Source organism: Paenarthrobacter sp. PPS72, assembly GCF_048537125.1.
In the GTDB taxonomy this organism is placed as follows: domain Bacteria; phylum Actinomycetota; class Actinomycetes; order Actinomycetales; family Micrococcaceae; genus Arthrobacter; species Arthrobacter nitroguajacolicus_E.
Map to the genome: position 1 here is coordinate 1 of NZ_JBLYIE010000022.1, position 24,033 is coordinate 24,033.

Genomic DNA, 24,033 nt, shown 5'->3' on the forward strand with positions numbered 1-24,033 from the left:
AACGGAGTTCTAGACAAACCCCATCTTTCCCGATCCGACAGGCATTCTCTGTTTAAAACGCCGCTACAACCTCAACCCGACCGGTGGATCGAGGCTAAGTGCCGGTCGACTGGCTGCCCCCAGCCTGGATTTAGTGCAGCAGTGGAAGGAGTTGCTCCGATAACAGCACTGTCCCCAGCCCGATCATGATGATCCCGCTGACCAGCGTCACCACCCGGGCGGCACCGGGCCGGGAGGCCAGCAGCGTCCTGGAAGTCAACGCGACCGCGGTGTAGACCACGCCGGCGAGGATCACGAAGGTCAGGCCAAGCAAGCCTGACTGGACCGGAACAGGCAGTGCTGCCTCGGGGCTGACGAACTGCGGCACCAGCGCAACGAAGAAGAGCAATCCCTTCGGATTGATGCCGCTGGTGCCCATGCCCTGAAGGAAGGTGCGGAGCTGGTTTCCGGACTGCACGACGCCGCCTTCCGCACTGAAGCTCGCGCCTCGCCATGAGCGGAGGGTTGAGATGCCGAGCCACAGCAAGTAACCGGCGCCGGCGATGGTCAACCACCCCAAGAGTCCCGGGACGCCGGCGAGCAACGCGGCCAGACCGGCTGCCATCAGCACGGTATGGATGACATATCCGCTGCAGAGTCCGGCAACGGCAGGGACAAAACTGCGTTGGCGCAGGCCGGCGGAGATCGAGTAGGCTCAGTCGACGCCAGGGGTGCACGCCAAGCTGACGGCCACGAGAATGAAGGCGAGGAACAGCTGCGGATTCACGATCTCTCCAGAGTTAGTTGGTAGGAAAACTCTAGGGAAAAGTCCCCCATAAGTGTTCCCTGATTTCGCTCTGGAATCGCATTCGGGGGTAAGATTATTGCGTGATTGACGGGATCGACAAGACTATTTTGCGCCACCTCCAACAGGATGGGCGGATGACGGCCACGGCGCTCGCTTCCAAGGTCGGTTTGACGGTGGCTCCGTGCCACCGCCGGCTACGTGATCTGGAGTCATCGGGGGTGATTCGGGGTTACCGTGCCGACATTGACCCCGCGGCGGTGGGGCTGGGCTTCGAAGCCATTGTGTTCGTCACCCTCAAGCAGGTGGAACGCACCATCATGGCCGAGTTTGAGGAGCGCGTAACAGCGAGCCCGAACATCGTTGAGGCCCAACGGCTCTTCGGTTCTCCGGACTACCTGCTGAAGGTCATTGCCGCCGACCTGCCTGCCTATCAGCGCTTTTACGACGACGAACTGGCGGCTCTTCCCGCGGTGGAACGGCTGACGTCAACGCTGGTGATGAAGAACCTGAAGACCAACATCGGGCCGTCAGTCTGAAGCGTCCGTGAAGGCAGGGTCAGCTCGTGGGCCTTACGTGGACGATGATGACCTGGGAATCCTTGGAACCGTCGAAGCGAAGATCGTAGTTCACTTCCAGCCCGGTGCTGGTCCCCGAGGTGAGGGAGTAGTCGCTCTTGAAGTCCGGATCCTGTCCGGCAGAAGAAATCCAACGTTCGGCATCGTCGGAATCGATGCCGTAGTTGTCCACACCATCACGGATAAGAGTGGTGAACTCCTCCCGCGAACCGGCGGTGAGGAAGTAGGTGACCTCGGTGAAATCGGGCCTCGCAGCTGTGGTCTTGAAACGGATGCGGTCCGTTTGGGCGCTGATCTCTCCGCCGGGACCGACAATCGTCAGGTTGATCTTGCCGGACTCCTGCGTGTTGATCTCAGGACCGTAGCTGTCGCCGGAAACTCGGACAGCGGATTTCTGCAGTGAACCGCTGCTCATGTCCAACTTTGCCTGCTTGTCCGTCCTGATCCGGTCAACACCTGCGGCGTCTAGGGTGGAAAATTCCGAGGTGATCACTGTGCTCCCTTGGGAAGATGGGGACGTTTCTGACGACTGGGACTGTGGAAAGGTTCCCGGCACCTGGCATGCCGTGGTGCCTAGAATTCCGAGCGCCACAATTACCGGGACTGCGAGCTTCAGGAACCCGGGGGCCGGACGGAACGCAGGCAGGCTCATTGGTGGACCTCCGCGTCGAAGCCATCAAGGAAGCGGTCCATGATGCCGGGAATATTGTTGGTGGGCCGATACTGCTCAACGCGGTCGTTGAAGTCCGAGCCCACGATGTCCCTGGCCTGCTGGGGATCGTTGGCCAGCAGGTCCTGGTAAGCCGGGAGGGTGTCTTGCTGGATCAGGGCCCAGCGCTGGTCGGCATCGGCGATATTGCCGTCCGGGAACCCGGTGGTGAAGTCCGTGCGGAATTGCGTCGGGTTGTCCCAGTTGGTGAAGGGAAGGTTCTCCGGCCCCGGGCTTTCCACACTGAACTCGTAAGGGAAGACTTCGGGGTAGCTCTTGGCACCTGGAATGGATGGCTCACCGGCCAAGGTCACCATGTACGTTACGGCCTCGCCGCCGGGGTGGTTGCGCATGTCGGTGTAGTCATCGGCGATGACTTCGTTCTGCTCCCGGTACAGCAGGGCGGTGTTTCCCTCCTGGACCTGTTCCGGGTCCCCGGAATCGATCTGGGCCCAGGCCTCGGCCGTGCCGGGGTCGATGGCGCCGGAGTCCCGGAGCCGGTTGATCTCCTCAAGGCCACCATTCATGTACGCCTGGTGCTGGCGGGCCTGGTCCAGGAAAATCTCTTTGTTCATGTCCAACATGGACGTCTCGTAGAACTCGATTTCGGCGTCACTCATACCGGCCAGTTGCTCGATCTGGTCCAACACGGGCAGTGGGATGTCTGAGGCAGGATTGTCCGCTATTTGCTGGGCCAGATCGCGGAGCATGGCCATATCTTTGAAGCCTCCGGCGAAGGAGGGCCCAATCATGTTTGCCATGCCGGCCCATTGAAGATCCGGGTTGGCCAGGAAGGCCTGCCCGTAAAAGTCGTAGACCTTTTTGATGGTTTCCCAGTTGTACTCCGTGCCTTTGCTGGTGTCCCAGGTGGAGGGATCGATGCCCATCCGGGACATGGCCTGCTGGTTCCAGTAATCACTGAGGAATTGGGAGTATTCGGGTGACTTCTTGTCGATTAGCCCCGAATCGGCGGCCGCATCCATGGCGGCTTTTGCTGCCTCAGGATGTTCCAGCGCCCATTTCTTGAATTCGTTGCTACGGAGGTACCCGGCCCGTTCCTCAGGCGTCATGCCGTTCAGCAGGTCCGTTAATTCCTGTCCGTTCCCCCCGGATGAGCCTGGCCCGCCGCTTCCGGCTCCGCCGGATCCCCCGGTGCTGGCAGCGTCCTGTTCCTGGGCGTTCTTCAACAGGCTCTGCGACGCGGCGTTGATGCCGGACGCTGCGCTCTGGAGGGCCCGCAGGTGCGAGCCGTTCCACTCATGACGGAAGCGGTCGCCGTCGTTCCCTCGCCAAGGACTGTTGGTAATGGCGCCTGACAACTGTTGTCCCAGCTCGTTGAGCCGGTCCGCGCTGCGGGCCAGTTCCTTGGCCAACTGCCGCAACTGTGCGACGTCTGCGCCGTAGAAATTGCCCGCCACCATGCCCCCAGGATTGTCTGCCGTTGATCTGCCCCCATCCTAAGCTGGCCCGCGTCAGGGGCACATGGGCACAACTGCCCTATGTGGACAACGGCCTGTGACCAGCTACTCCGCGAGCAGGCCGGTTGTCCGATAGGGAATGACTTCCCGGAGGAACATGCTGGTGGATGTGCGGACGATCCCGGGGCACAGGCGAATCTCCTCGGACACGCGGTAGAGGTCGTCCGGGCTCTTGGCCACCACCCTGATGATGAGGTCGGTATCACCCGCCGGTGCGTGGCATTCAAGGACCTCGGGGATGTTCCGGAGGGCAGCAATGGCTTCATTCAGATGACTCTGGTCGAGTTCGGCGCTGACTGCGGCGGCAACACCGCGCCCAAGTGCCGAGGGCAGCACGCGGCTGCTGTTCGGGCGCAGGGCCCCGGCGGCCGTCATTCGCTCCAAGCGGGACTGCACAGTTCCGCGCGCCAGATGGAGCTTCTGTGCCAACACCATGATGGGCACGCGGGGATCTTCATCCAGCGCGGCAAGGATCCGCCGGTCTGTGGCGTCAAGTTCCTGCAAAGTGACCACTTCCTGTCCAAGTTTTCCTTGCAGACTGGTCAGATCGACCATTCCTTTTACTGTCCGTTGCACCAACTGTATGCGTACTGCTCAAATGGTGACAACGAAGCAGGGCGAGGCTACCGCCGGACCCCGCAGGCACCAGGCACCCGGAACACCACCCGGACCCCTGCATAGGTTTCCCGCAAGGAAGCAGCCGCTGATTGACTCTTGTTCACAGCATTGTCATTCTGCACTAGCCCGTTCGTGCGGGCAGCACAGTAAGAGCCCCTGAGCCACCGGATCGTTGCGGTAGCTGAGGGGCTCTTGCGTTGCCGGCTCGTCGCCGCCGCCCCGGCTCGTCGCCGCCTCCCCGGCTCGTCGCCGCCTCTGAGGTGCGGCCTCCGCAGCGCAGCGTGACGCAGCCCGTCGCGGCGGACCCGCATAGGCTTGGACCATGACTTCCGCTGGCCGTTTCGCCCCGAGCCCTTCCGGTGAACTGCACGTCGGCAACTTGCGCACCGCCATATTGGCCTGGTTGTTCGCGAAGTCGAGCGCGAGGAATTTCCTGTTGCGCGTGGAGGACCTGGACCGTGCCCGTTCCGGAGCCGAGGCGGAGCAGCTCCGCGACCTGCAGGCAATCGGCGTCAGCTGGGACGCCGCCGTCGTCCGCCAGACTGAACGCGCCGCGCTGTATGACGAAGCCATAAGTCACCTGGCCGCCGACGGCCGGACGTACGAATGCTTCTGCACACGCCGGGAAATTCAGGAGGCCCCGACAGCCCCGCATGCGCCCCAGGGCGCATATCCAGGGACGTGCCGGCGCCTTTCCCGCGCCGAACGAGAAATCCGGCGGGCGTCACGTCCAGCCTCAATCCGCCTGCGTTCGGACGTTTCGGAGTGGGCTGTTGAGGACCAGTTACACGGCAAATATGCAGGTGTGGTGGATGACTTTGTGCTGCGTCGAAATGACGGGGTGACGGCCTATAACCTGGCCGTCGTAGTAGACGACGCTGCCCAGGGAATCGACCAGGTGGTGCGCGGCGACGACCTCCTTCCGTCCACCCCGCGGCAGGCCTACCTGGCCACGCTGCTGGGCCTTGCGATCCCTGAATATGCGCACGTTCCGCTGGTGGTTAACCACGACGGCGCCAGGCTGGCAAAGCGGGACGGCGCCGTCACGCTGGGCGACCTTGCCGCCGTCGGAATTCCCCCGCAGCGGGTGCGGGACCTGATACTCGAATCCCTGGGGCTGCCTGCCGGGACCTTGGAAGATGTGCTGCCCCATTTCCACCCTGACGGCCTTCCAAAGGAACCATGGGTGTGGATAACGCCACGGCACTGAGCGTCCCAACGCATAGGCTGTCTGGATGCATTCACAGGTGATCGCCCCAGGTTTTGAGTCCGTCGCCGAGCTCTTCGGCCGTTTCCTCGACCAGGATCCGGACTATTCGCGGCCTACCATCGTGGCGTCAAGGTGCTGGACCTCAGCGGCGGACCACACATTCGCCCGGATTCGGTGACCGGCGTATTTTCATGTTCCAAGGGCATGGCGGGCCTGGTGATGGCCCTGCTTGTTCAAGACGGCATGCTCGACCTTGACGCTGAGGTGGTCAAGTACTGGCCGGAATTCGGCATAGAGGGCAAGGGCTCCATCACGGTAGCCCAGCTCCTGTCCCACCAGGCCGGTCTTCTGGGCGTGGAAGGCGGGTTGTCGCTCGAGGAAGTCAATAACTCAGAGCTCGCCGCGGCAAAGCTCGCTCAACTGGCACCGCTGTGGAAGCCGGGCGCTGCCTTCGGATATCACGCGTTGACCATAGCCATCTTCATGGAAGAGTTGTGCCGGCGCATCACCGGCTCCACGTTGCAGGAAGTTTTTGAAAGACGGATCAGGGCGGTGACAGGAGCCCACTTCTATCTCGGGCTGCCCCAGGAGGAAGAAGCCCGATTCGCGCCATTCCGTTGGACAGCCGACCCGTCGTGGCCATGGGTGGACCCGGCAAGCCATTTCGGCTTGGCGGCAAACTCTGCCGTGGGCGACATCCTGGATCTTCCGAACATCCGGGAAGTACGGGCCGCGGGGCTGAGCTCGGTGGCCGGCGTGGCCAGCGCGGAAGGCATGGCCAGGATTTACGCCGCCGCCCTGACCGGCGTGGTGGGCGAAGGGGCGGCTGGAGCGTCCGGTGACCGGGCCGGCGTCGTGCCTCTCCTGACCGAGGAGACCATCCGAAAGGTATCGGCGGAACAGGTGTTCGGGATCGACCGGGTCTTCGGCGAAACCGGCTGCTTTGGCACGGTGTTCATGAAGTCCCATGCCCGGATGCCGTTCGGCAGTTACCGCGCGTTCGGGCACGACGGCGCCAGCGCCTCTTTGGGGTTCGCGGACCCTGTGTATGACCTCGGCTTTGGGTACGTGCCGCAGCAGGCGGAGCCCGGGGGAGTGGGCTGCCGGAACTTCAAGTTGAGCTCGGCGGTGCGTGAAGCCGTTGACGGGTTGGCCGCCTAGCTGCGCTGGGTGGGCTGGTCGCGCTGCGCGGCCTAGCTGCGCTGGGCGGGCTGCATGGACTGCGCGGCCGGGACTCCGGCTGCCATCCCGGCCCACAGGGTGTCGGTGGTCGCGAGCGCTACATCGTCCACCGATGCTCCATCCAGGTGCTTGCCCGCGGCAAGGAGGGCCGCCCCATGAAGGCTCACGAAGCAGACCATGGCCAGTGTTTCGGGGTCGCCTGCGGCCAGAACGCCGGCCTCCTGTGCCTCAATAATCATGGCCTGGGCAACACGAATTCCTTCCCCGCCGGTGTTCCGCAGCTCGGTGCTGGAATCCGGGTGGTGCTTGGTGGAGTACATCACCGTCAGGAGGGCCGGGTGCGCGACGGCGAAGTCGACATAGGCCTTTCCGATACGAACGAAGCGGCTCCGGAGGTCACTGCCTGCCCGAGCGGCATCCATGATGAGGCCGTTCATTGACTCGAAGCCGGTCAGTGCCATGGCATCGATCAGCGCTTGCTTGTCGCGGAAGTGCTTGGCGGGGGCGCCGTGGCTGACGTTCACGTCGCGGGCCAGCTGCCGCAGGGAGAGTCCCTCCACGCCTGCTTCTTCGATGGTTTCCATGGCACGTTCCAGGAGGGCTTCCCGGAGTTTGCCATGATGGTAGGGCTGCTCACTCATGCGACAAGTCTAAGCCAATGTAGTCATTGACAACAATGTAGTCACTGCCTACGATGTTGACAGTGACTACATCACGTTGAGGCTCAAACCGATTGGATATCCCATGACCATGACTTACACCGGCACCACCGCACTGATCACCGGCGCCAGTTCCGGACTCGGTGCTGAGTTCGCTCGCCGGTTCGCTGCCCGTGGCTCCCACCTTGTCCTGGTTGCACGGCGCGGGGACCGCTTGGAGGAACTGGCCAGTGAACTGCGCTCCAACAAGGGAGTCACCGTGACGGTGCTGCCCATGGATCTGGGCCGCGCAGGGGTTGGCCGTGAACTTTTCGAGGAACTGGCCGGCCGTGGAATTACCGTGGACACGCTGATAAACAACGCAGGTTTCGCTACCCACAACCCTTTAGCCGAGGAAGATCCGGAGACCATTGCGGCGGAGATTTCCTTGAACGTCGCAGCCCTGGTGGATATCACCCGGGCCTTCCTGCCGAATTTGCTCGCCTCCGGCAAGGGCGCCTTGGTGAATGTCGCCAGCACAGCCGCTTTCCAACCAATTCCGGGCATGGCCGTGTATGGAGCCACCAAGGCCTTCGTCCTCAGCTTCACCGAGGCGGTGGCTCACGAGAACAAGGATTCCGGGCTCAACGTCCTCGCTCTATGCCCCGGGGCGACGCGAACCGAGTTCTTCGACGTCCTCGGCGGCGAATCCGCAGCTGTGGGCAAGATGCAGACCTCCGCACAGGTTGTGGGCACTGCACTGAAGGCCCTCGACCGCAAGGGAACACCTGGCAGCGTCGTCTCGGGCTGGACCAACCGAATTGCGGCCGGGTTCGCGCAGCGCCTGCCACGCGCCGTCACCGTCGCCATCGCTGCACGTGCGGTCCAGGACTGGTAGAGAGTTCCCGATCGGCAAAACGCGCTTTCTGTCACGTAACCGTGTTCGGTCACGTGGCAGCGGATAGCCTGAGCATGGGACCAATCCCCGTTGCTCCCATGCTCAACCCGGAGGCCAGCATGCCCGAACCACGCTTCACTGTAGAGACAGCCCAGGTCCTGGCGGAGGTGGCCCACAATCGGCAGAAGGACAAGCTTAAGCGTCCCTACCGGGAGCACGTTTTGGCCGTGGGTGATGCGCTCGCCGACTTTGACGAGGACATCCAGATCGCCGGCTATCTTCACGACATCGCCGAGGACACGCCTATCACCCGGCAGGCGTTGCTGGACATGGGAGTTACTGAACGGGCAGTAGACATCATCGAACGTCTCACCCGCCGCTTTCACGACGACCCCGATGATTACGACGCCGGCATCCGTTACGTCGCGGAGGACCACGACGCCACGTTGGTGAAGATCGCGGACAACGCCCACAACTCGCTCCCCGAGCGGGTTCAGGCCCTCGCCGAAAAGTGGCCGGACAAGCCGCCCGTCACGCGCTACGCGGATGCCCGCCCGGTGCTGTACACGGCCGTTCCCCGCGAAGAGGTCCGGATGATATTGGAGCGCGTCAACCCTTACCTGCTCCGGGAACTCGACGAGATCGTTCCCGAATAACCCGTACGGACCGTTGCGAGGCCTGTTCTGCGCGCCTGGAGTGGGAAATAGGGCGCAGAGCGGGCCTCGCAACCAGAGCGTGGTGAGTTGTGGGGCCTGTTCTGCGCGCCTGGAGTGGGAAATAGGGCGCAGAGCGGGCCTCGCAACCCGGGCCTCGCAACTCACGTTCCCGACTAGCAGCCCTTAGCCCGCAGCGGTTTCCAGCCGCCGGAGCGCCGCTGCCCGGCCCTTGTGCCCGCGTCGTTCGTCGTACGCAATCGACAGGCCCAGGACCAGCATCATGACCAGCATGCAAACCGGCACGGAGGCGCCCGCGGCCGCCAGGGCGATGCTTGCAGCCAGCCCAAGGACCACCAGCACGGAGCTCCACAGGTGTTCGCGGTCCAAGCCGAGCATGATCCCGTACAGAGAGCTGAGCGAGACCTTGAACAGAATGATGGGGATGGCGATCGAGGCGACGGCGGCCGCTGCCGGGATGCGGGCTTCGTCATCGATGAAGTATGCGGCAACGTGCAGTCCCGCACCTGTGGCGGCGATGGCAGCGAAGATGAAGATGTGCCCGTAGCCGAACACCCACGACCGGTGCCGCTGAACGTGCAGTGCCGGGCCTGAGGGCAGGATGAAATAGATCCACCACATGGCGAAGGCCAGCCCGGTCCCACTCAACCCCACCAAGGCAGCATCCATGGACCATTGGTGGTTGGCCACGATCGCGCGCAGGGTTTCAATGGCACCAATCAAACATTCACCCAGGGCGATGATGGCCAGGAGCCCGTACCTTTCCGCGATGTGGTGCGCATGCCACGGAGTGCGGATCTTACGTTCCGCGAAGTAAGGGGCCGCCATCTCCAGGATGAACAGCGGGGCTGCCATGAGGAAAGTGTTCAGGACGCTCGCATCGACCAGGAGGACCACAACCCAGCCTACTTGGACGATCGCCACGTACTTTGCGTAGCGCAAACACGTTTCCCGGCGTTCGGGATCCTGGCGGGCAGCGCGTAGCCACTGGAAGATCAGCGCCACACGCATCACGATGTAGCCGAGCACCATGGTGACGTTGTCCACGTGCCTGCCCTCGATGATGGACTGGAACACGGGCTCGATGCCCATGGCCAGGATGAGGACGCCCACCATCTGCACCATCGTGACCACGCGGAACACCCAGTCATCGGTGTCGTAGGCGCTGGCAAACCAGGTGAAGTTGATCCATGCCCAGATCACGGCAAACATGGCGAAGGAGAAGGCGAGGAGCCCCGGCCAGAAATGCGCTTCCGCCACCGCACGGGCGAACTGGTTGCCGGCAACACCGAAAGCGATGACGAAGGTCAGGTCGAAGAAGAGCTCCAACGGAGTTGCTGTGCGGTGCTTTTCATGGGGATCGCGGCCGCCCATGCGGGAAAGCGCATGGCGAAGGGGATTCGAGGACATGGCTCAAAGACTACCGTTGCCCTGCGTCCACACCGAGATCGCCGGAATGCGTCGAGATCCCCCGGAACATTCCGGCGACCCCGCAGCGTTCCGGCGAACTCGAGGAAGAAGCAGCCCTACACTCGGCCCAACACATCGATGTCTTCCAGGAAGTCCTGGTGCACCTCAGCGCTGACGGTGGTCCGGGTATCACCAATCGCGTCGAGGTAGTCCTGGGTGACCGGACCTTTACGCCCGTTGGAAGCGGGACCGGAGCCGCCGTCGTCGTACACTGCTTTTTCCAAGGCCCGCTGGGACGCGCTGCGGGCAGCGAACTCGATGTCGGCGGGTGAGAAGCCCTCGGTCCGCTCCACCAGCTGGGCGATGTCAACCGAGTCCACCACGGTGGCTGGGATGAACCGCTGCCACATCGCTTCGCGGGCATGGACGTCCGGAAGCCCGATGGGGATGACGTAGTCGAACCGGCCGTGCCGCAGGAACGCTGTGTCAAGGGCGCGGATGAAGTTGGTGGCGCACACCAGCAAGCGGCCCGGCTGTTCGCGGAAGGCCGGGATGATCTTGAGGAGTTCGTTGGTGACGCCCTGCAGTGGCGACGGCGGATCCCCGGCGCGCTGGGACGCGATCTCCTCCACTTCGTCGATGAACACCACAGCGTGTTCCAGCTCGGCGATTTCCAGGAAGGTCTGGCGCAATGCGCCGGCCAGGCCCTTGGGGTCAGAGGCCAAGCGCGACGGGAAGACCTCTACGAACGGCCACTCGAGCCTTGACGCGATGGCTTTGGCGAACGTCGTCTTGCCGGTACCCGGAGGGCCAAAAAGCACGACTGCCCGCGGCGGGACCACGCCGTATTCGTCGGCGAGGTCGGCCTCGGCCAGGGGAAGGACCAGGCGCCGTTCCAGCAGTTCCTTCTCGCGGCGCATGCCCGCCACGTTCTCCCACAGGTCCCGTGCCAGGATGCGCCCACCCAGCAACCCCAACGCGCCCAATTCCTGCCGCTGTACGGGAATGGTCCGCTCGAAATAGCGCAGGTTCTTCTTCACTACGAAGCCGCGCCCCAGGAACGCTTCGACACGGGTTTCGGTCTCGGGCATGAGCGCGGAGAGTTTGTTGAGGCCGTGCGGGGCCATGCGGTTCTCGACGGCGGACAGCAGCGAGGTGCCGATGCCGCGGCCGCGGAACTCCGTGAGCGTGGCCAGGAAAACAATCCAGCCTTGGTCGTGCGCGGCGCGTCCAACCGCGGCACCCACCACCTGGTCACCTTGGACGGCCACCACGGCGTGGTCCTTCTCGCAGGACGCCAGGACCTCGGACAACGCATAGACCGGCTCCACGCCGTCGGCTTTGAGTGACTCCCAGAGGTGCAGGATGCCGTCCAAATCGGACGAATGGAAGTCCCTGATGCGCCAGTTGCTCATGGCTGTATCTCCTGAGTCTGCTAAATGAGTCGCCGTTGATCTCTTGGAGTTGAGCATAGGCGAACCACCGCCGCAGGAGGTTGCGGGCCCGTTGCGTTACGAAACGCGGGTGCGTTACGGGAACCTAGTGAGTGGGGCGCAACCGCAGACCCTGCATGCCGCCGTCGACCGCCAGCGAGGTCCCGGACGTCGAACCCGACCGGGGGCTCGCCAGATAGGCGACGGCGCCGGCCACCTCGGCGGGATCCACCATCCGGCCGTGGGGCTGACGGGCATTGAGGGCGGCGCGCTCAGCTGCCGGGTCAGCGGCTGAGTCCAGCAGCCGGCCCACCCAGGGAGTATTCACGGTGCCGGGGTTCACGCAGTTCACACGGATTCCCTCGCGCACATGGTCAGCCGCCATGGCGAGGGTCAGCGACAAGACGGCTCCCTTCGACGCTGAGTACAGGGCACGCGCCGGAAGCCCGGCAGTGGCCGCGATGGAACAGGTGTTCACGATCGCGGCCGCCGGGGACTCGCGAAGGTACGGCAGGGCTGCCCGGCTGACACGGGCGATTCCCACCACGTTGACGTTGAGGACGCGCAGCCATTCGTCGTCGTCGTTAGCGGCGATGTCACCCTGCGCGCCGATGCCGGCGTTGTTGATCACAATGTCCAGGCGGCCGAACTGCTGAACAACGTGCTCGACGGCGGCACGCACCGACGCGTCATCGGCAACGTTGCACTGCACTCCAAAGTGCGGGCTGGTTTCGGGGGCAAGGTCCAGGACTGCGACCCGCGCACCTCCGGCAGCGAGACGGTCCGCGATGGCCGCCCCGATGCCGGAGGCGCCGCCGGTCACGAGTGCGGTCAGTCCTTCGAATTCGTTGCTTTCCAAGGGTGCCATGGCGGCGTCAGGCGTTGATGTGGGCGGGGGTGGTTGCGCCGGAGGCGGAAGCGGCCTGCGCGCGGACATACTCCTGCCGTTGGCGACCCAATCCCTCAATTTCCAACTCCACCACGTCACCGGGTTGGATGAAGGGGAACCGGCCGGACAACGCCACACCCTCGGGGGTGCCCGTGATGATCACGTCGCCCGGTTCCAGGACCATGTACTGGCTGAGGTGGTGGACGATCGTGGCGGGATCGAAGATCATGTCCGATGTACTCGAGTCCTGGCGGGCTTCGCCGTTGACCAAGGTCTGCAGGCGAAGATTGCCTGCATCGATGTCCGTGGCCGGAACCAGCCACGGGCCCAGGGGAGTGGAGCCGGGGAGCGACTTGCCCTTGGTCCACTGTCCGGCAGCACCGGGAATCTGGTACTCACGTTCGGAGAGGTCGTTGGCCACCGCGTAACCGGCGATGCACGCTTCGGCTTCAGCAACGGAGGAAAGGTATGACGCTTCGCGGCCGATGACGATGGCCAGTTCCACTTCCCAGTCGTATTTTTCTGACGACGGTGGGATGGGCGCGGCGTCGAACGGGCCGGCGATGGTGTTGGTGGGCTTGAGGAACACCACGGGAACCTCGGGCGGCGTCGCGCCGGATTCGGCAGCGTGCGCGGTGTAATTGAGGCCGATGGCCACCACTGCTCCCGGGCGTGCGACGGGCGCGCCGATGCGCAGGCCTTTGGGCGGGATTTCGGGGAGTTCCCCTCTATTCAAGGCTCCGCGGGTGCGTTCGATGCCATCCGAGGCGAGGAAACCGCCGTCGATGTCGTTGGTCAGGGCCGTGAGGCTGAAGTACTTCTCAGCGCCGTCGGCGTCGTGGGCGATGACGACCGGTTGTTCGTTTCCGGCCGTACCCAGCCTGGCGAATTTCAAGGTCATGGCTTCCTCCGTGCGTTCGGGACTAACATCCGAGCTCTAGTGTGGTGTTTCCACCCATAATACGGAAATGTGACCCATTGACAAGGCAGACATCGGATGTTTAGGCTCTGGGGAGAATCGTGACGCACCTCAGGAGCCACATGAGCATCATCACCGCAATGGATACCTTCGACATCCGCTTCCCAACATCCTTGGAACTTGACGGTTCCGACGCCATGAATCCGGACCCGGACTATTCCGCTGCGTACCTGATCATTCGCACGGACGCCCGTGACGGGCATGAGGGACACGGCTTTGTTTTCACCATTGGACGGGGGAACGAGGTGGAAACGGCGGCGATCAACGCCCTGAGGGACCACCTCGTGGGCCGCCCGGTGGAGGACCTTCTCAATGACATGGGGGCCACCTGGAAACTGCTGGCCCACGACTCGCAGCTGCGGTGGCTGGGGCCCGAGAAGGGCGTCATGCACATGGCCATCGGCGCCGTGGTCAATGCACTGTGGGATTTGAAGGCTAAACGAGCAGGACTGCCCCTTTGGGAATTACTTGCCGGAATGACACCGGAAGAGCTGGTGGCACTTGTGGAATTCCGCTACCTCACGGATGCCCTCACGCCAGATGAAGCCCTGGACATCCTCCGCGCCGCCCAACCCGGCAGGGAAGCCCGCAAAGCGGCGCTTCGCGTTGAGGGCTACCCCGCATACACCACGACGCCGGGCTGGCTGGGTTACAGCGACGAGAAACTGACACGGCTGGCCAAGGAAGCCGTGGCTGACGGATTTGCCCAGATCAAGCTCAAAGTGGGCGCCTCCTTGGAGGACGACATCCGCCGCGTGCGCACTGCGAGGGCTGCTGTTGGCCCGGACATCAAGATCGCCGTGGACGCCAACCAGCGCTGGGACGTCCAACAGGCCATCGACTGGATGGCCCACCTGGCCCCCTACGACATCGCCTGGATCGAGGAACCCACCAGCCCCGACGACATCCTGGGCCACGCCGCCATTGCCCGCGGCGTCGCACCGATTCCCGTGGCCACCGGTGAGCACGTCCAGAACCGGGTGGTATTCAAACAGCTGCTTCAAGCAGGGGCACTCCAAGTCCTGCAGATCGACGCCGCCCGCGTGGCCGGGGTCAATGAGAACCTCGCCATTCTCCTACTCGCTGCCAAGTTCGGTGTGAGGGTTTGTCCGCATGCCGGCGGCGTGGGCCTCTGTGAAGCCGTGCAGCACCTGTCCATGTTCGACTTCGTTGCGGTGTCCGGCACCAAGGAAGACAGGACCATCGAGTTCGTAGACCACCTCCACGAACACTTCGTCACTCCCGTGGCGGTTCACGACGGCGCGTATTGGCCGCCGTCGAATCCCGGCGCAGGAAACGAAATGCTCCGTGAAACACTGGCCGCGTACAGCTTTCCGAACGGCCCCGTATGGAAGGAATCCCGTTGATCCAGCACGCACCTTGGTTTGAAGAAGCCCGATTTGGGATGTTCGTCCACTGGGGCATCTACGCCCTGCCTGCCCGGCACGAGTGGGTGATGAATCAGGAAGAGATCACGGTGGAGGAGTACTCCAAGTACTTCCGGCGCTTCGATCCTGACCTCTACGATCCCCGTGAATGGGCACGGACGGCACGGGACGCCGGAATGAAGTACGTTGTCCTCACCACCAAGCACCATGACGGTTTCTGCCTGTGGGATTCCGCCCTGACAGACTACAAAGCCACCAACACGCCGGCAGGCCGGGATTTGATCGCGCCGTATGTGGAAGCGCTCCGGGCCGAAGGGCTGAGGGTCGGTTTCTACCACTCGCTCATCGACTGGCATCATCCGGACTTCACCGTGGACGGCGTACATCCCCAACGCAACGCCGCCGACGTCGAAAGCTTGAACGCCGGACGCGATATGGCGCGCTATCGCGAGTACCTGCATGGTCAGGTGCGTGAGCTCCTCACTAACTACGGCACCATCGACTACCTGTTCTTCGACTTCTCCTACACAAGTGGACACCAGGAAGAATTCTGGGGCGGCAAAGGCCGGAAAGACTGGGATTCGGAGGCCCTGCTCGCCATGGTGCGCGAGCTGCAGCCAAACATTGTGGTCAATGACCGGTTGGAAATCCCGGGGGACCTTGTCACCCCGGAGCAATACCAGCCCGCCGGCCCCATGATGGTGGACAGCGAACCTGTCACCTGGGAGGCCTGCCAGACCTTGAACGGCAGCTGGGGCTACGACAGGGACAACCTGAACTACAAGCCCGTGGACCTGCTCATCCGCATGCTGGTGGACGGCGTGTCCAAGGGTGGCAACCTGCTGCTCAACGTGGGCCCCACGGGCAGGGGAGGCCTTGATCCGCGGGCCCTGGCTTCGTTGGAGGGTATTGGTGAATGGATGAAGCTGCACTCGCGGTCCATCTACGGTGCAGGCGCTTCGTCATTCACCGCTCCAACGGATGTCCGCTACACCCAGCGTGGCCACCGGCTCTACGTTCACTTGTTCGCATGGCCGTTCGAGTACGTCCATTTGCCTGGCCTTGCTGGCAAGGTGGAATACGCCCAGCTGCTGAATGACGCTTCGGAGGTGTTCTTGAAAGAGGTGGATCCCGGGCAGCAGGCCATGAACATGACCCCGGGCGGACAGCCACCCGGAACACTCACCATCAAGCTGCCTGTCCAGCGGCCACACGTGGCCGTCCCCGTGCTGGAGCTGTTCCTGACGCCGTCGGCCGGCGAGACGGAGGCCGTGAATGGTTGAGAGCATCGCCCTGCACACCAAGCTCAAGCCAGGAACCGAAGAGGAGTACGCCGACGCGCACGCCCACATTCCCACGGAATTGGTGGCAGCGCTCAAGGATGCCGGCGTACGGAACTGGCGTATCTGGCGCAGCGGGCTGGATCTTTTCCACGTGGTGGACGTCCAGGACTACCAAGCAATGCGGCACGCGCTCGCCGATCACCCGGCCAACGTGCCGTGGCAAGCCCGAATGGCTGAACTTTTGGAGGTCCAGGACGATTACTCGGGGGAGGATGCGGGTATCCAGAAAGTATGGGAGCTGCCATGAATGCTGAATCACTGACGTCACTTGATCCGGGCATGCAGGGAAAACCGGGCAAACTCGGGAAACTGGGCTTCGGCGGAGCAGGCATCGGAAATCTCTACCGGGCCATCCCTGACGGCGAGGCGCTGGCTACCGTGCTTGCCGCCTGGGACGCCGGCATCCGCTACTTCGACACCGCTCCCCATTACGGCCTGGGCCTGTCCGAGCAGAGGCTGGGTGCCGTCCTCCGGGACAAGCCCCGCGACGAATTCATCATCTCCACCAAAGTTGGCCGCCTACTCGAACCCAACACCAGCGGCGGCCAGGACCCTGAAGGTTTCGAGGTCCCCGCCACCACGCGGCGAGTATGGGACTTCTCCGAGAAGGGTATCCGTCGCAGCATCGAGGACTCCCTGGAGCGCCTCGGTCTGGACCACGTGGACATCGCCTACCTCCACGACCCCGACGTCCACAATCTCCAGGCCGGAATCTCCCAGGGCCTTCCAGCACTCGAAAAGCTGCGCGCCGAGGGCATGGTCAAAGCCATTGGTGTGGGCATCAACTCGGCCGAGGCCGCCCTGGAGTGTGTCGAAGCCGCCCAGCTGGATCTCGTGATGCTCGCCGGTCGCTACACCCTGCTTGAGCAGCCCGGCGTACCGCTGCTCCAACGCTGTGTGGAGCGCCGCACCGGCGTCGTAAGCGTAGGGGCCTACAATTCGGGCCTTCTGGCCCGCCCCGACGTCCCGGAAGATGCGCACTACAACTACGATCAGGCACCGCCGGAGGTGCTGGAACGGGCGCGCGCGCTCGCGTCCCTCTGCCGCGACTTCGGCGTGGAACTTCCGACGGCGGCACTCCAGTTCCCGTTGCGGCATCCGGCCGTGGTGAACGTGACAGCCGGGGCCACTTCCCCTGAACAGGTAGCCACGAATGCGGCCCGCATGGAGGAGCCCGTGCCGGACGGGCTGTGGGACGCGTTGGAGGAACACCGCGCGTGATTGATTCGCACCTGCACCTGTGGACCTTGGACTCCTTTGTCACCGGGGGAGTGCGCCACTATTCATGGCTCGGCCCGCAGCACGGTCCCCTCTTCCGGAGCTTTGGCGAAGATGAGGCGCATGAGGCGTTGGACGCCGCCGGGGTTCGGGGTGCAGTGCTGGTCCAGGCCGACGATACCGTTGCCGACACCGAGAATATGTTGGCTGTTGCCTCGCGGAATCCTTGGGTCTTCGGGGTGGTGGGATGGGTCAAGCTGGATGCGCCGGCTGAAGCTGATGAGCAGCTGCACCGTTTCACGGCCCAGCCCGTCTTCAAGGGTGTCCGGCATCTGGTGCATGACGATCCCAGGGATGATTTCCTGGATCTTCCCGCTGTCCGGGAGTCCTTGGCGTTGGTGGCTCGCCACGGGCTCACCTTGGATATACCGGATGCTTTCCCCCGGCATCTGGCTTCCGCGGTTCGGCTTGCCCGCGAAATGCCGGAACTGACTGTTGTGCTGGATCATCTGGGTAAGCCGCCGTTGGCTGATGCTGGGCTTATGGACTCGTGGGGCGCTGACTTCCGTGCGCTGGGGCGGGAACCGAATTCGGTGGCCAAGCTCTCCGGGCTGCATTTGCCGGGCGTTGAGTACACCATGGATGCTTTGGTGCCCCTGTTCGAAACAGCACTGGAGGCTTTCGGGCCGGAGCGTTTGATGATCGGTTGCGACTGGCCGGTAAGTACGCTTGGGGCACCGTATGGCCGGACGCTGGATGTGTTGTTGGAACTCGTGTCCACCTTGAGCCCCTCGGAGCAGGACCTGTTGCTGGAGGAGACGGCCATCAGGACCTACGGCTTGGCTGTCACCCCTATCGCCGAAGGTTAGAGTGCCTGCCGCAGCCAGTTCTCCACGCCGCTGATGTGCACGGTGACCAGGGCCCGCACCAGTTCCGCGTCACCGCGTTCAAGGGCGTCCGCGATTGCGCGGTGCTCAGCCAAAGTGTGCGCAACGGCCTTTTCCTGAGTCAGGCCACGCCAGATCCGGGCACGCACGGTGCTGCTGGACAGGGCTTCCAACAGGCTCCCGAGGTAGTCATTTCCGGCGGCCTCGGTGATGATGCTGTGGAACTCCAGGTCATGGGCCACGAGCTCCTCGACGTCCGTGTTCTCGTCGATGCCGGCCATGGTGCCTCTCAGCGCCAGGAGCTCGTCCGAGGTGATTTTGCCTGCCGCCAAGTGTGCCGTGGCCGGTTCCAGAATTCGTCGGACCTCAAAGAGTTCAAGGATGGACCGGTCCTGGTGCAGGTCCACCACGAATGCCACCGCTTCGTTGAGCAGCTTCGCATCGAGGCTGGTCACGTAGGTGCCGTCGCCGCGGCGCACATCCAGCACGCGGATCAGCTCCAGAGCCTTCACTGCTTCGCGCAACGAACTCCTTGAAAGACCGAGCCTTTCGCTCAGTTCCTTTTCCGGCGGAAGTCGATCGCCGGCCTTGAGTTCACCGCGGATCAGCATGTCTTTGATCTTGCTGATCGCCTCGTCTGTGACAGCCATGGACCAATAGTAGCCACGAATGATCGGATGTCTGTGTCCGCCGCGTCCCCACCCAACTGAGTCGCAGCAGAACGCGTTTTGAACCCCCTAAACGCGCTTAGCTGCGACTCAGTTGGGGCGTTAATCGACGACGGCGGCACCTGGGTTCCGTTTGTTACGGAACCTGGGTGCCGCCGTCGTGAGCTGGCGCTTGTTACTTGCTACTTGTTACTTATCGCCGCCGGGCAGCGGGCGGTTGGCAATGACCGGCGCGCTGCCGGTGTAGCCGTCGCGGGTGGCAGCGAGTTCATGGATCTGCTTGCGGCACAGGAACCAGCCCCACACCATGAGCCCGCAGGCAATTCCTGTGACCAGCATGGTCAGCGGGGACTCGATGAACACCATGATCAGCACGGCAGCCAAGAAGATCAAGGACAACCAGCCGGTGTACGGGGCGCCGAACATCCGGAAGGACGGGCGCTTCAACCAGCCCTTGTCAGCCCAGCGTTTGAGCTGCATCTGGCAGAGGACGATGGTGGCCCACGTGACGATGATGCCCACGGAAGCGACGTTGAGGACGATCTCGAAAGCGTCGGCCGGAACAAGGTAGTTCAGAGGGACGCCCAGGAGCGAAACACCGGCGGTGATGGCGATGCCACCGTAGGGGACGCCTGCCTTGTTCATGCGCTGGGCGAACTTCGGAGCGGAGCCGGCCACCGACATGGAGCGGAGGATACGGCCGGTGGAGTAAAGGCCGGCGTTCAGCGAAGACAGGGCTGCGGTGAGGACCACGAGGTTCATGATGACGTCCACGCCCTCCACACCGATGGAGCCGAAGAACGTCACGAACGGGCTGACGCCCTTCTCGTAAGAGGTGTACGGCAACAGGAGAGCCAGCAGGATCACGGAGCCAACGTAGAAGAGGGCGATGCGGATGACCACGGAGTTGATGGCCTTGGGCATGATCTTCTCCGGGTTGGCGGTTTCGCCCGCGGCAGTGCCGATGAGTTCAATCGATGCGTAAGCGAAAAGCACGCCCTGCATGAGGATGATCATGGGAAGGACGCCGTTGGGGAAGACACCGCCATTGTCTGCGATGAGGCTGAAGCCGACTTCCTGGCCCTCCACCGGAGTGCCGAAGATGACGAAGTAGGTGCCCACCAGGAGGAAGGCCACGAGCGCTGCCACCTTGATCAGCGCGAACCAGAACTCCATTTCACCGAAGACCTTCACGGAGACCAGGTTGAGGCAGAGCACAACAACCAGTGCAATGAGGGCCCACGCCCACTGTGGAACGGCACCTATCCAAGCGACGTATTTACCGAAGAACTCCATGTAAAGCGCCGCTGCGGTGATGTCGACGATGGTGGTGGTGGCCCAGTTGATCCAGTAGAACCAGCCCGAAACGAACGCTGCCTTCTCGCCGTAGAACTCACGGGCGTAGGAGACGAAGGATCCCGACGACGGGCGGTGCAGAACCAGTTCGCCGAGTGCTCGGAGGATCAGGAAAGCGAAGAAGCCACAGACTGCGTAGGCGATGACGAGGGAGGGACCGGCTGCGTTGAGCCGGCCACCGGCGCCCAGGAACAGTCCGGTGCCGATTGCGCCGCCGATCGCGATCATCTGGATCTGGCGCGGCTTGAGGTCCTTGTGGTAGCCGGAGTCCTCCTTGTGGAGGGCTTTCTCGCTGGCGTGCGCTTGGGCCGGGACCGTGTGGTCCGTGATGGGGTTGGTCATTGGAATCCTTAGGGGTGTCCTGTTGGGGGTGTCCTGGGTGCGTCCGGTCGGGGGTCCGGGCATGCAGGACAAAGCCTCGTGGGGGCGTGCCTCATGGGGCGGATCGGCTGGGTGGAGCGTTTACAGGCCAGTTTCGGCCTATTTGCTGAGATTTGCCAGACGTTCGGGGCTAAGCAGTTCCTCAAGTTGGGTGGCGGTCAAGAGGCCGTGCTCCAACACAAGTTCCGCAACGCCCTTACCTGTTGCCAGCGCTTCCTGGGCGATAGCGGTAGCGGAGGCGTAACCGATATGGGGGTTCAATGCCGTGACGAGACCGATCGACTGCTCCACGGTAAGCCGTAGCCGTTCGGTGTTTGCAGTGATGCCCCGGACGCAGCGTGCCGTAAGGGTGCGGCACGCTGCTTCCAGGTGGGAGATGCTCTTGTGCAGGCTGTGCACAATGATCGGTTCGAAGGCGTTCAGCTGAAGCTGGCCGGCCTCCGCGGCCATGGTGACTGTGACATCGTTTCCGATGACTTCGTACGCCACCTGGCTGACCACTTCCGGGATCACCGGATTGATCTTGCCGGGCATGATCGACGAACCGGACTGCACGGCCGGAAGGTTGATCTCGCCCAAACCCGCACGCGGTCCGGAGGACAGCAGGCGGAGGTCGTTGCAAATCTTGGAGAGTTTCACTGCCACGCGCTTCAGCACGCCGGACAGGTGAACGAATGCTCCCACGTCCTGTGTGGCCTCAATGAGGTCGGCGGACGTGAGGAGGGGAAGGCCCGTGATTTCGGCCAAGTGCCGGCAGGCGGCTTCAGCGTAGCCGGCCGGGGCGTTCAAGCCCGTTCCGATCGCGGTGGCACCGAGGTTGATCTCGTGGATCAGCATGTGGGACTCGTCCAGGCGCGCGCGGTCCTCGCCGACAGTCACGGCGTAACCGCCGAACTCCTGGCCAAGGGTCATGGGAACCGCGTCCTGCAGCTGCGTGCGCCCCATCTTCACCACAGTCCGGAACTCCCGGCCCTTCTCAGCGAAGGCCAACTCGAGTTCTTCGAGGGCCTCCAGGAGTTCCTTGACGGAGAAGATCGTGGCGAGGTTTACCGCCGTCGGGTAAACATCGTTGGTGGACTGGCTCAGGTTCACGTGGTCATTCGGGTGCAGCTTGGAGTAGGCGCCCTTGGGGTGGCCCAGAATCTCCAGGGCACGGTTGGCGATCACCTCGTTGGCGTTCATGTTGGAACTGGTGCCCGCGCCGCCCTGGATCACGTCCACCATGAACTGCTCGTGGAGCATGCCATCCATGACGTCCTGGCAAGCCTGCTCAATGGCGCCGGCTTTCTCGGCATCCAGCAGGCCGAGCTCGTGGTTGGTGCGGGCCGCAGCCTGCTTCACTGCAGCCAAGCCCCGGACGAGGTGCTTATTGGTGGAGAGGGGCTGTCCGGTGATGGGGAAGTTCTCGATTGCGCGGAGGGTGTGAACGCCCCAGTAGGCATCCGCAGGCACATCGCGGTCGCCCAAAAGGTCGTGTTCGGAACGGAGGGGGATCGCCTGATCGACGGTGGTCATAGCTGTCCTTGGTTTAGTTGCTGAAAATTGAGGCTGCGCGGAGCTCGCCGACCGGGAGGCCGCCGCCCAGCACGGGTGGGCTCTGAAGCGTGTCCAAGCTGCCGCCGTCGACGCCCAACCGGCGGAGAACCTCAACGGTGACGGGCATGCGGGCGCGGTCGCCGCCGTCGGAAATCTTCACGGCCATGCCGGTTCCGTTCGGGAGGCCGACAAGCTGGAGGCCCTCAAAGCCGTCCTTCGCGAGGAGTCCCGGGACGGCCCGCATGAGGGCGGTGACATCGCGTCCTTCGCCGGCCACCATTTGGGGGTAGCGGCGCATGGCGTGGGCAACCTTGCCCTCGTAGGTGCTTTCGTCGGCAGCAGCGAGGCGACCATAGGCGCGCGCCATGCCGCGAAGGGAGTGGGCGAACAGCGGAGTGCCGCAGCCGTCCGTGCTGACTGCCGCAGCTTCCTCGCCGGTCAGTTCCGTGATGGTGTCGCGGACCAGGACCTGCAATGGGTGTTCGGGGTGCAAGTACCCCTCCACAGGCCAGCCGTTGATGACGCAGACGGCGGTCATGGAAGCGTGCTTGCCCGAGCAGTTCTGCGCAATTTGCGTCGGGCCGTTGCCTTGGCGGAGCCACTCTTCGCGTTCAGCCACGCCGTAGGGGAGGTCCGTGCTGTTGCCCAGGGCCGCTTCGGTGAGGCCATGCAGCTTCAGGATCTCGGTGGCGCCGTCGCGGTGCATTTGTGCACCGGAGTGGCTGGCAGCGGTCAGCGCGAGGAGGTCCTGCGGGATATCCAAACCGGCTTTGAGCAGTGCAACGGCTTGCAGCGGCTTCAGGCTTGAGCGCGGGTACATGGGGGCGTCCGGTTCGCCGGCCGCTACGGCTGTGCTGCCGTTTTCGTGCAGCGCGATCAAGGATCCATAGTGGATGCTCTCCACCAGGCCATCGCGGGTTACCTCTACAAGGGGGACGTGGTTTGGCGTTTTGAGGTGCTGGGCCGGCGCTTCGGGGGCTGGCATGGCGGCGGTTTCCTTTGAGTGGGTCATTTGCTGAGGATCCTGTCCAGTGCCACGCTGACGGCCTGCAGGTGAGCGGCCATTGCTTTGCTTGCGGCGTCGGAGTCTCCGGCTTCGATGGCGTTGAGCACGGCAACGTGCTCTTCATCAGAACGGTGTTGCCGGTCTGCAACGAGGTTCAAGGTTTCGGACTGGTGTGCCAAGGCTTCACGTATATCCGAGACGACGCTGGCGAACACCCGGTTTCCGCTGGCGCGGGCCACCGCTGAGTGGAAGCTCGCGTCCAGGTTCACCCAGGCTTCGGGGTCGTTCTCAGTGAGCATTTCCTGGACGATCTCCTTGAGGTGCTCCAGCTCTTCCTCAGTGCGGCGCTGCGCGGCAAGCCCGGCTGCCGGGATCTCAATGTGCGGGCGGGCTTCGTTAAGGTCACGCGCACTGTACTGACCCAAGGTAAGGTCGTTAGCAACCTTGTTGGCCACAATGAAGGTGCCCTTGCCGGTCTTGGTCACGGTAAGTCCCAAGGTGTTACAGGATCTCAGCGCTTCCCTGATGACCGAGCGGCTTACGCCATACTGCCCGGCGAGCGTGGCTTCCGAGCTGAGCTTGGTGCCGATGTCGAACTGCCCGCCTTCGATGGCACGCCGGAGTGCCGCAAAGACCGCCTCCGCTGCGGAAATGCGTGAGATAGGCGTATGCCCACCCTGGGGTCCTTGCTGTCCGGCTGTCCGGCTGTCTGACAGGTTCACGTTTCGAATATGGCACGGGTCACAAGTGCGTGTCAACGCTGAAAGGTT

The 24,033-nt window shown here is 63.3% G+C and carries 22 protein-coding genes and 2 pseudogenes; 10 read left to right on the forward strand and 14 right to left on the reverse strand.

Annotation, left to right across the window (positions count from 1 at the left end; genetic code table 11):
- Nucleotides 1–130: 130 nt before the first annotated feature.
- Nucleotides 131–766, reverse strand: a pseudogene (locus ACLRGI_RS11560) (LysE family translocator).
- A gap of 101 nt (nt 767–867) precedes the next feature.
- On the opposite strand from ACLRGI_RS11560, the gene ACLRGI_RS11565 reads away from it, so the two are divergent.
- The gene (locus ACLRGI_RS11565) at nt 868–1,323 is read left to right on the forward strand and encodes an Lrp/AsnC family transcriptional regulator (protein WP_419201794.1); all 456 of its coding nucleotides are present in this window, start codon (nt 868–870) and stop codon (nt 1,321–1,323) included.
- A 19-nt stretch (nt 1,324–1,342) separates the two neighbouring features.
- On the opposite strand, the gene ACLRGI_RS11570 is transcribed toward ACLRGI_RS11565, so the two are convergent.
- The 3 genes from ACLRGI_RS11570 to ACLRGI_RS11580 form a co-directional block, all read right to left on the reverse strand.
- Entirely contained in the window at nt 1,343–1,855 is a 513-nt protein-coding gene (locus ACLRGI_RS11570; RefSeq protein ID WP_419201795.1) for a hypothetical protein, read from the reverse strand.
- A gap of 155 nt (nt 1,856–2,010) precedes the next feature.
- On the reverse strand, nt 2,011–3,489 hold the full coding sequence (locus ACLRGI_RS11575; protein WP_419201847.1) for a WXG100 family type VII secretion target: 1,479 nt from the start codon (nt 3,487–3,489) through the stop codon (nt 2,011–2,013).
- 105 nt (nt 3,490–3,594) lie between these two features.
- On the reverse strand, nt 3,595–4,104 hold the full coding sequence (locus ACLRGI_RS11580) for an Lrp/AsnC family transcriptional regulator (protein ID WP_419201796.1): 510 nt from the start codon (nt 4,102–4,104) through the stop codon (nt 3,595–3,597).
- A 385-nt stretch (nt 4,105–4,489) separates the two neighbouring features.
- Between ACLRGI_RS11580 and gluQRS the strand changes: the two genes are divergently transcribed.
- Both gluQRS and ACLRGI_RS11590 read left to right on the forward strand, forming a co-directional pair.
- Entirely contained in the window at nt 4,490–5,377 is an 888-nt protein-coding gene (gluQRS, locus tag ACLRGI_RS11585; RefSeq protein ID WP_419201797.1) for a tRNA glutamyl-Q(34) synthetase GluQRS, read from the forward strand.
- Between the two features lie 25 nt (nt 5,378–5,402).
- A pseudogene (locus tag ACLRGI_RS11590) lies at nt 5,403–6,538 on the forward strand (serine hydrolase domain-containing protein).
- A gap of 32 nt (nt 6,539–6,570) precedes the next feature.
- On the opposite strand, the gene ACLRGI_RS11595 reads toward ACLRGI_RS11590, so the two are convergent.
- Complete coding sequence (locus tag ACLRGI_RS11595; protein WP_419201798.1) at nt 6,571–7,200, reverse strand: TetR/AcrR family transcriptional regulator; 630 nt, start codon at nt 7,198–7,200, stop codon at nt 6,571–6,573.
- Nucleotides 7,201–7,303: 103 nt separating this feature from the next.
- On the opposite strand from ACLRGI_RS11595, the gene ACLRGI_RS11600 reads away from it, so the two are divergent.
- Together ACLRGI_RS11600 and ACLRGI_RS11605 are read left to right on the forward strand one after the other, a co-directional pair.
- Entirely contained in the window at nt 7,304–8,095 is a 792-nt protein-coding gene (locus ACLRGI_RS11600) for an SDR family NAD(P)-dependent oxidoreductase (RefSeq protein WP_419201799.1), read from the forward strand.
- Nucleotides 8,096–8,169: 74 nt separating this feature from the next.
- The gene (locus tag ACLRGI_RS11605; protein ID WP_419201800.1) at nt 8,170–8,751 is read left to right on the forward strand and encodes a phosphohydrolase; all 582 of its coding nucleotides are present in this window, start codon (nt 8,170–8,172) and stop codon (nt 8,749–8,751) included.
- A gap of 183 nt (nt 8,752–8,934) precedes the next feature.
- On the opposite strand, the gene ACLRGI_RS11610 is transcribed toward ACLRGI_RS11605, so the two are convergent.
- From ACLRGI_RS11610 to ACLRGI_RS11625, 4 genes are all read right to left on the reverse strand, one after another.
- Nucleotides 8,935–10,179 (reverse strand): low temperature requirement protein A, encoded by a 1,245-nt coding sequence (locus ACLRGI_RS11610; RefSeq protein ID WP_419201801.1) that lies wholly within the window; start codon nt 10,177–10,179, stop codon nt 8,935–8,937.
- 116 nt (nt 10,180–10,295) lie between these two features.
- On the reverse strand, nt 10,296–11,594 hold the full coding sequence (locus tag ACLRGI_RS11615) for an ATP-binding protein (protein WP_419201802.1): 1,299 nt from the start codon (nt 11,592–11,594) through the stop codon (nt 10,296–10,298).
- A 124-nt stretch (nt 11,595–11,718) separates the two neighbouring features.
- Nucleotides 11,719–12,480: an SDR family NAD(P)-dependent oxidoreductase gene (locus ACLRGI_RS11620; RefSeq protein ID WP_419201803.1), complete on the reverse strand. Its 762-nt coding sequence runs from the start codon at nt 12,478–12,480 to the stop codon at nt 11,719–11,721.
- Between the two features lie 7 nt (nt 12,481–12,487).
- Nucleotides 12,488–13,402: a fumarylacetoacetate hydrolase family protein gene (locus ACLRGI_RS11625; protein ID WP_419201804.1), complete on the reverse strand. Its 915-nt coding sequence runs from the start codon at nt 13,400–13,402 to the stop codon at nt 12,488–12,490.
- A 140-nt stretch (nt 13,403–13,542) separates the two neighbouring features.
- On the opposite strand from ACLRGI_RS11625, the gene ACLRGI_RS11630 reads away from it, so the two are divergent.
- The 5 genes from ACLRGI_RS11630 to ACLRGI_RS11650 are packed head-to-tail and all read left to right on the forward strand — an operon-like array spanning nt 13,543 to nt 18,298.
- Complete coding sequence (locus ACLRGI_RS11630) at nt 13,543–14,847, forward strand: L-fuconate dehydratase (protein ID WP_419201805.1); 1,305 nt, start codon at nt 13,543–13,545, stop codon at nt 14,845–14,847.
- Nucleotides 14,844–16,151, forward strand: coding sequence for an alpha-L-fucosidase (locus ACLRGI_RS11635; protein WP_419201806.1), 1,308 nt, complete (start codon nt 14,844–14,846; stop codon nt 16,149–16,151). The genes ACLRGI_RS11630 and ACLRGI_RS11635 overlap by 4 nt, the downstream gene beginning before the upstream one ends.
- Nucleotides 16,144–16,458, forward strand: coding sequence for an L-rhamnose mutarotase (locus ACLRGI_RS11640; RefSeq protein WP_419201807.1), 315 nt, complete (start codon nt 16,144–16,146; stop codon nt 16,456–16,458). Before ACLRGI_RS11635 ends, ACLRGI_RS11640 begins: the two co-directional genes overlap by 8 nt.
- Nucleotides 16,455–17,432 (forward strand): aldo/keto reductase, encoded by a 978-nt coding sequence (locus ACLRGI_RS11645; protein WP_419201808.1) that lies wholly within the window; start codon nt 16,455–16,457, stop codon nt 17,430–17,432. Before ACLRGI_RS11640 ends, ACLRGI_RS11645 begins: the two co-directional genes overlap by 4 nt.
- Nucleotides 17,429–18,298 (forward strand): amidohydrolase family protein, encoded by an 870-nt coding sequence (locus ACLRGI_RS11650; RefSeq protein ID WP_419201809.1) that lies wholly within the window; start codon nt 17,429–17,431, stop codon nt 18,296–18,298. The genes ACLRGI_RS11645 and ACLRGI_RS11650 overlap by 4 nt, the downstream gene beginning before the upstream one ends.
- On the opposite strand, the gene ACLRGI_RS11655 is transcribed toward ACLRGI_RS11650, so the two are convergent.
- The 5 genes from ACLRGI_RS11655 to ACLRGI_RS11675 form a co-directional block, all read right to left on the reverse strand.
- Nucleotides 18,295–18,966: a FadR/GntR family transcriptional regulator gene (locus ACLRGI_RS11655; RefSeq protein ID WP_419201810.1), complete on the reverse strand. Its 672-nt coding sequence runs from the start codon at nt 18,964–18,966 to the stop codon at nt 18,295–18,297. The two genes, ACLRGI_RS11650 and ACLRGI_RS11655, sit on opposite strands and share 4 nt — an antisense overlap.
- A gap of 207 nt (nt 18,967–19,173) precedes the next feature.
- Entirely contained in the window at nt 19,174–20,682 is a 1,509-nt protein-coding gene (locus ACLRGI_RS11660; RefSeq protein ID WP_419201811.1) for an amino acid permease, read from the reverse strand.
- A gap of 138 nt (nt 20,683–20,820) precedes the next feature.
- The gene (locus ACLRGI_RS11665) at nt 20,821–22,236 is read right to left on the reverse strand and encodes an aspartate ammonia-lyase (RefSeq protein WP_419201812.1); all 1,416 of its coding nucleotides are present in this window, start codon (nt 22,234–22,236) and stop codon (nt 20,821–20,823) included.
- Nucleotides 22,237–22,249: 13 nt separating this feature from the next.
- Nucleotides 22,250–23,269, reverse strand: a complete 1,020-nt coding sequence (locus ACLRGI_RS11670; RefSeq protein ID WP_419201813.1) for an asparaginase — start codon at nt 23,267–23,269, stop codon at nt 22,250–22,252.
- Nucleotides 23,266–23,985, reverse strand: a complete 720-nt coding sequence (locus ACLRGI_RS11675) for a FadR/GntR family transcriptional regulator (protein ID WP_419201814.1) — start codon at nt 23,983–23,985, stop codon at nt 23,266–23,268. Before ACLRGI_RS11675 ends, ACLRGI_RS11670 begins: the two co-directional genes overlap by 4 nt.
- Nucleotides 23,986–24,033: the final 48 nt, after the last annotated feature.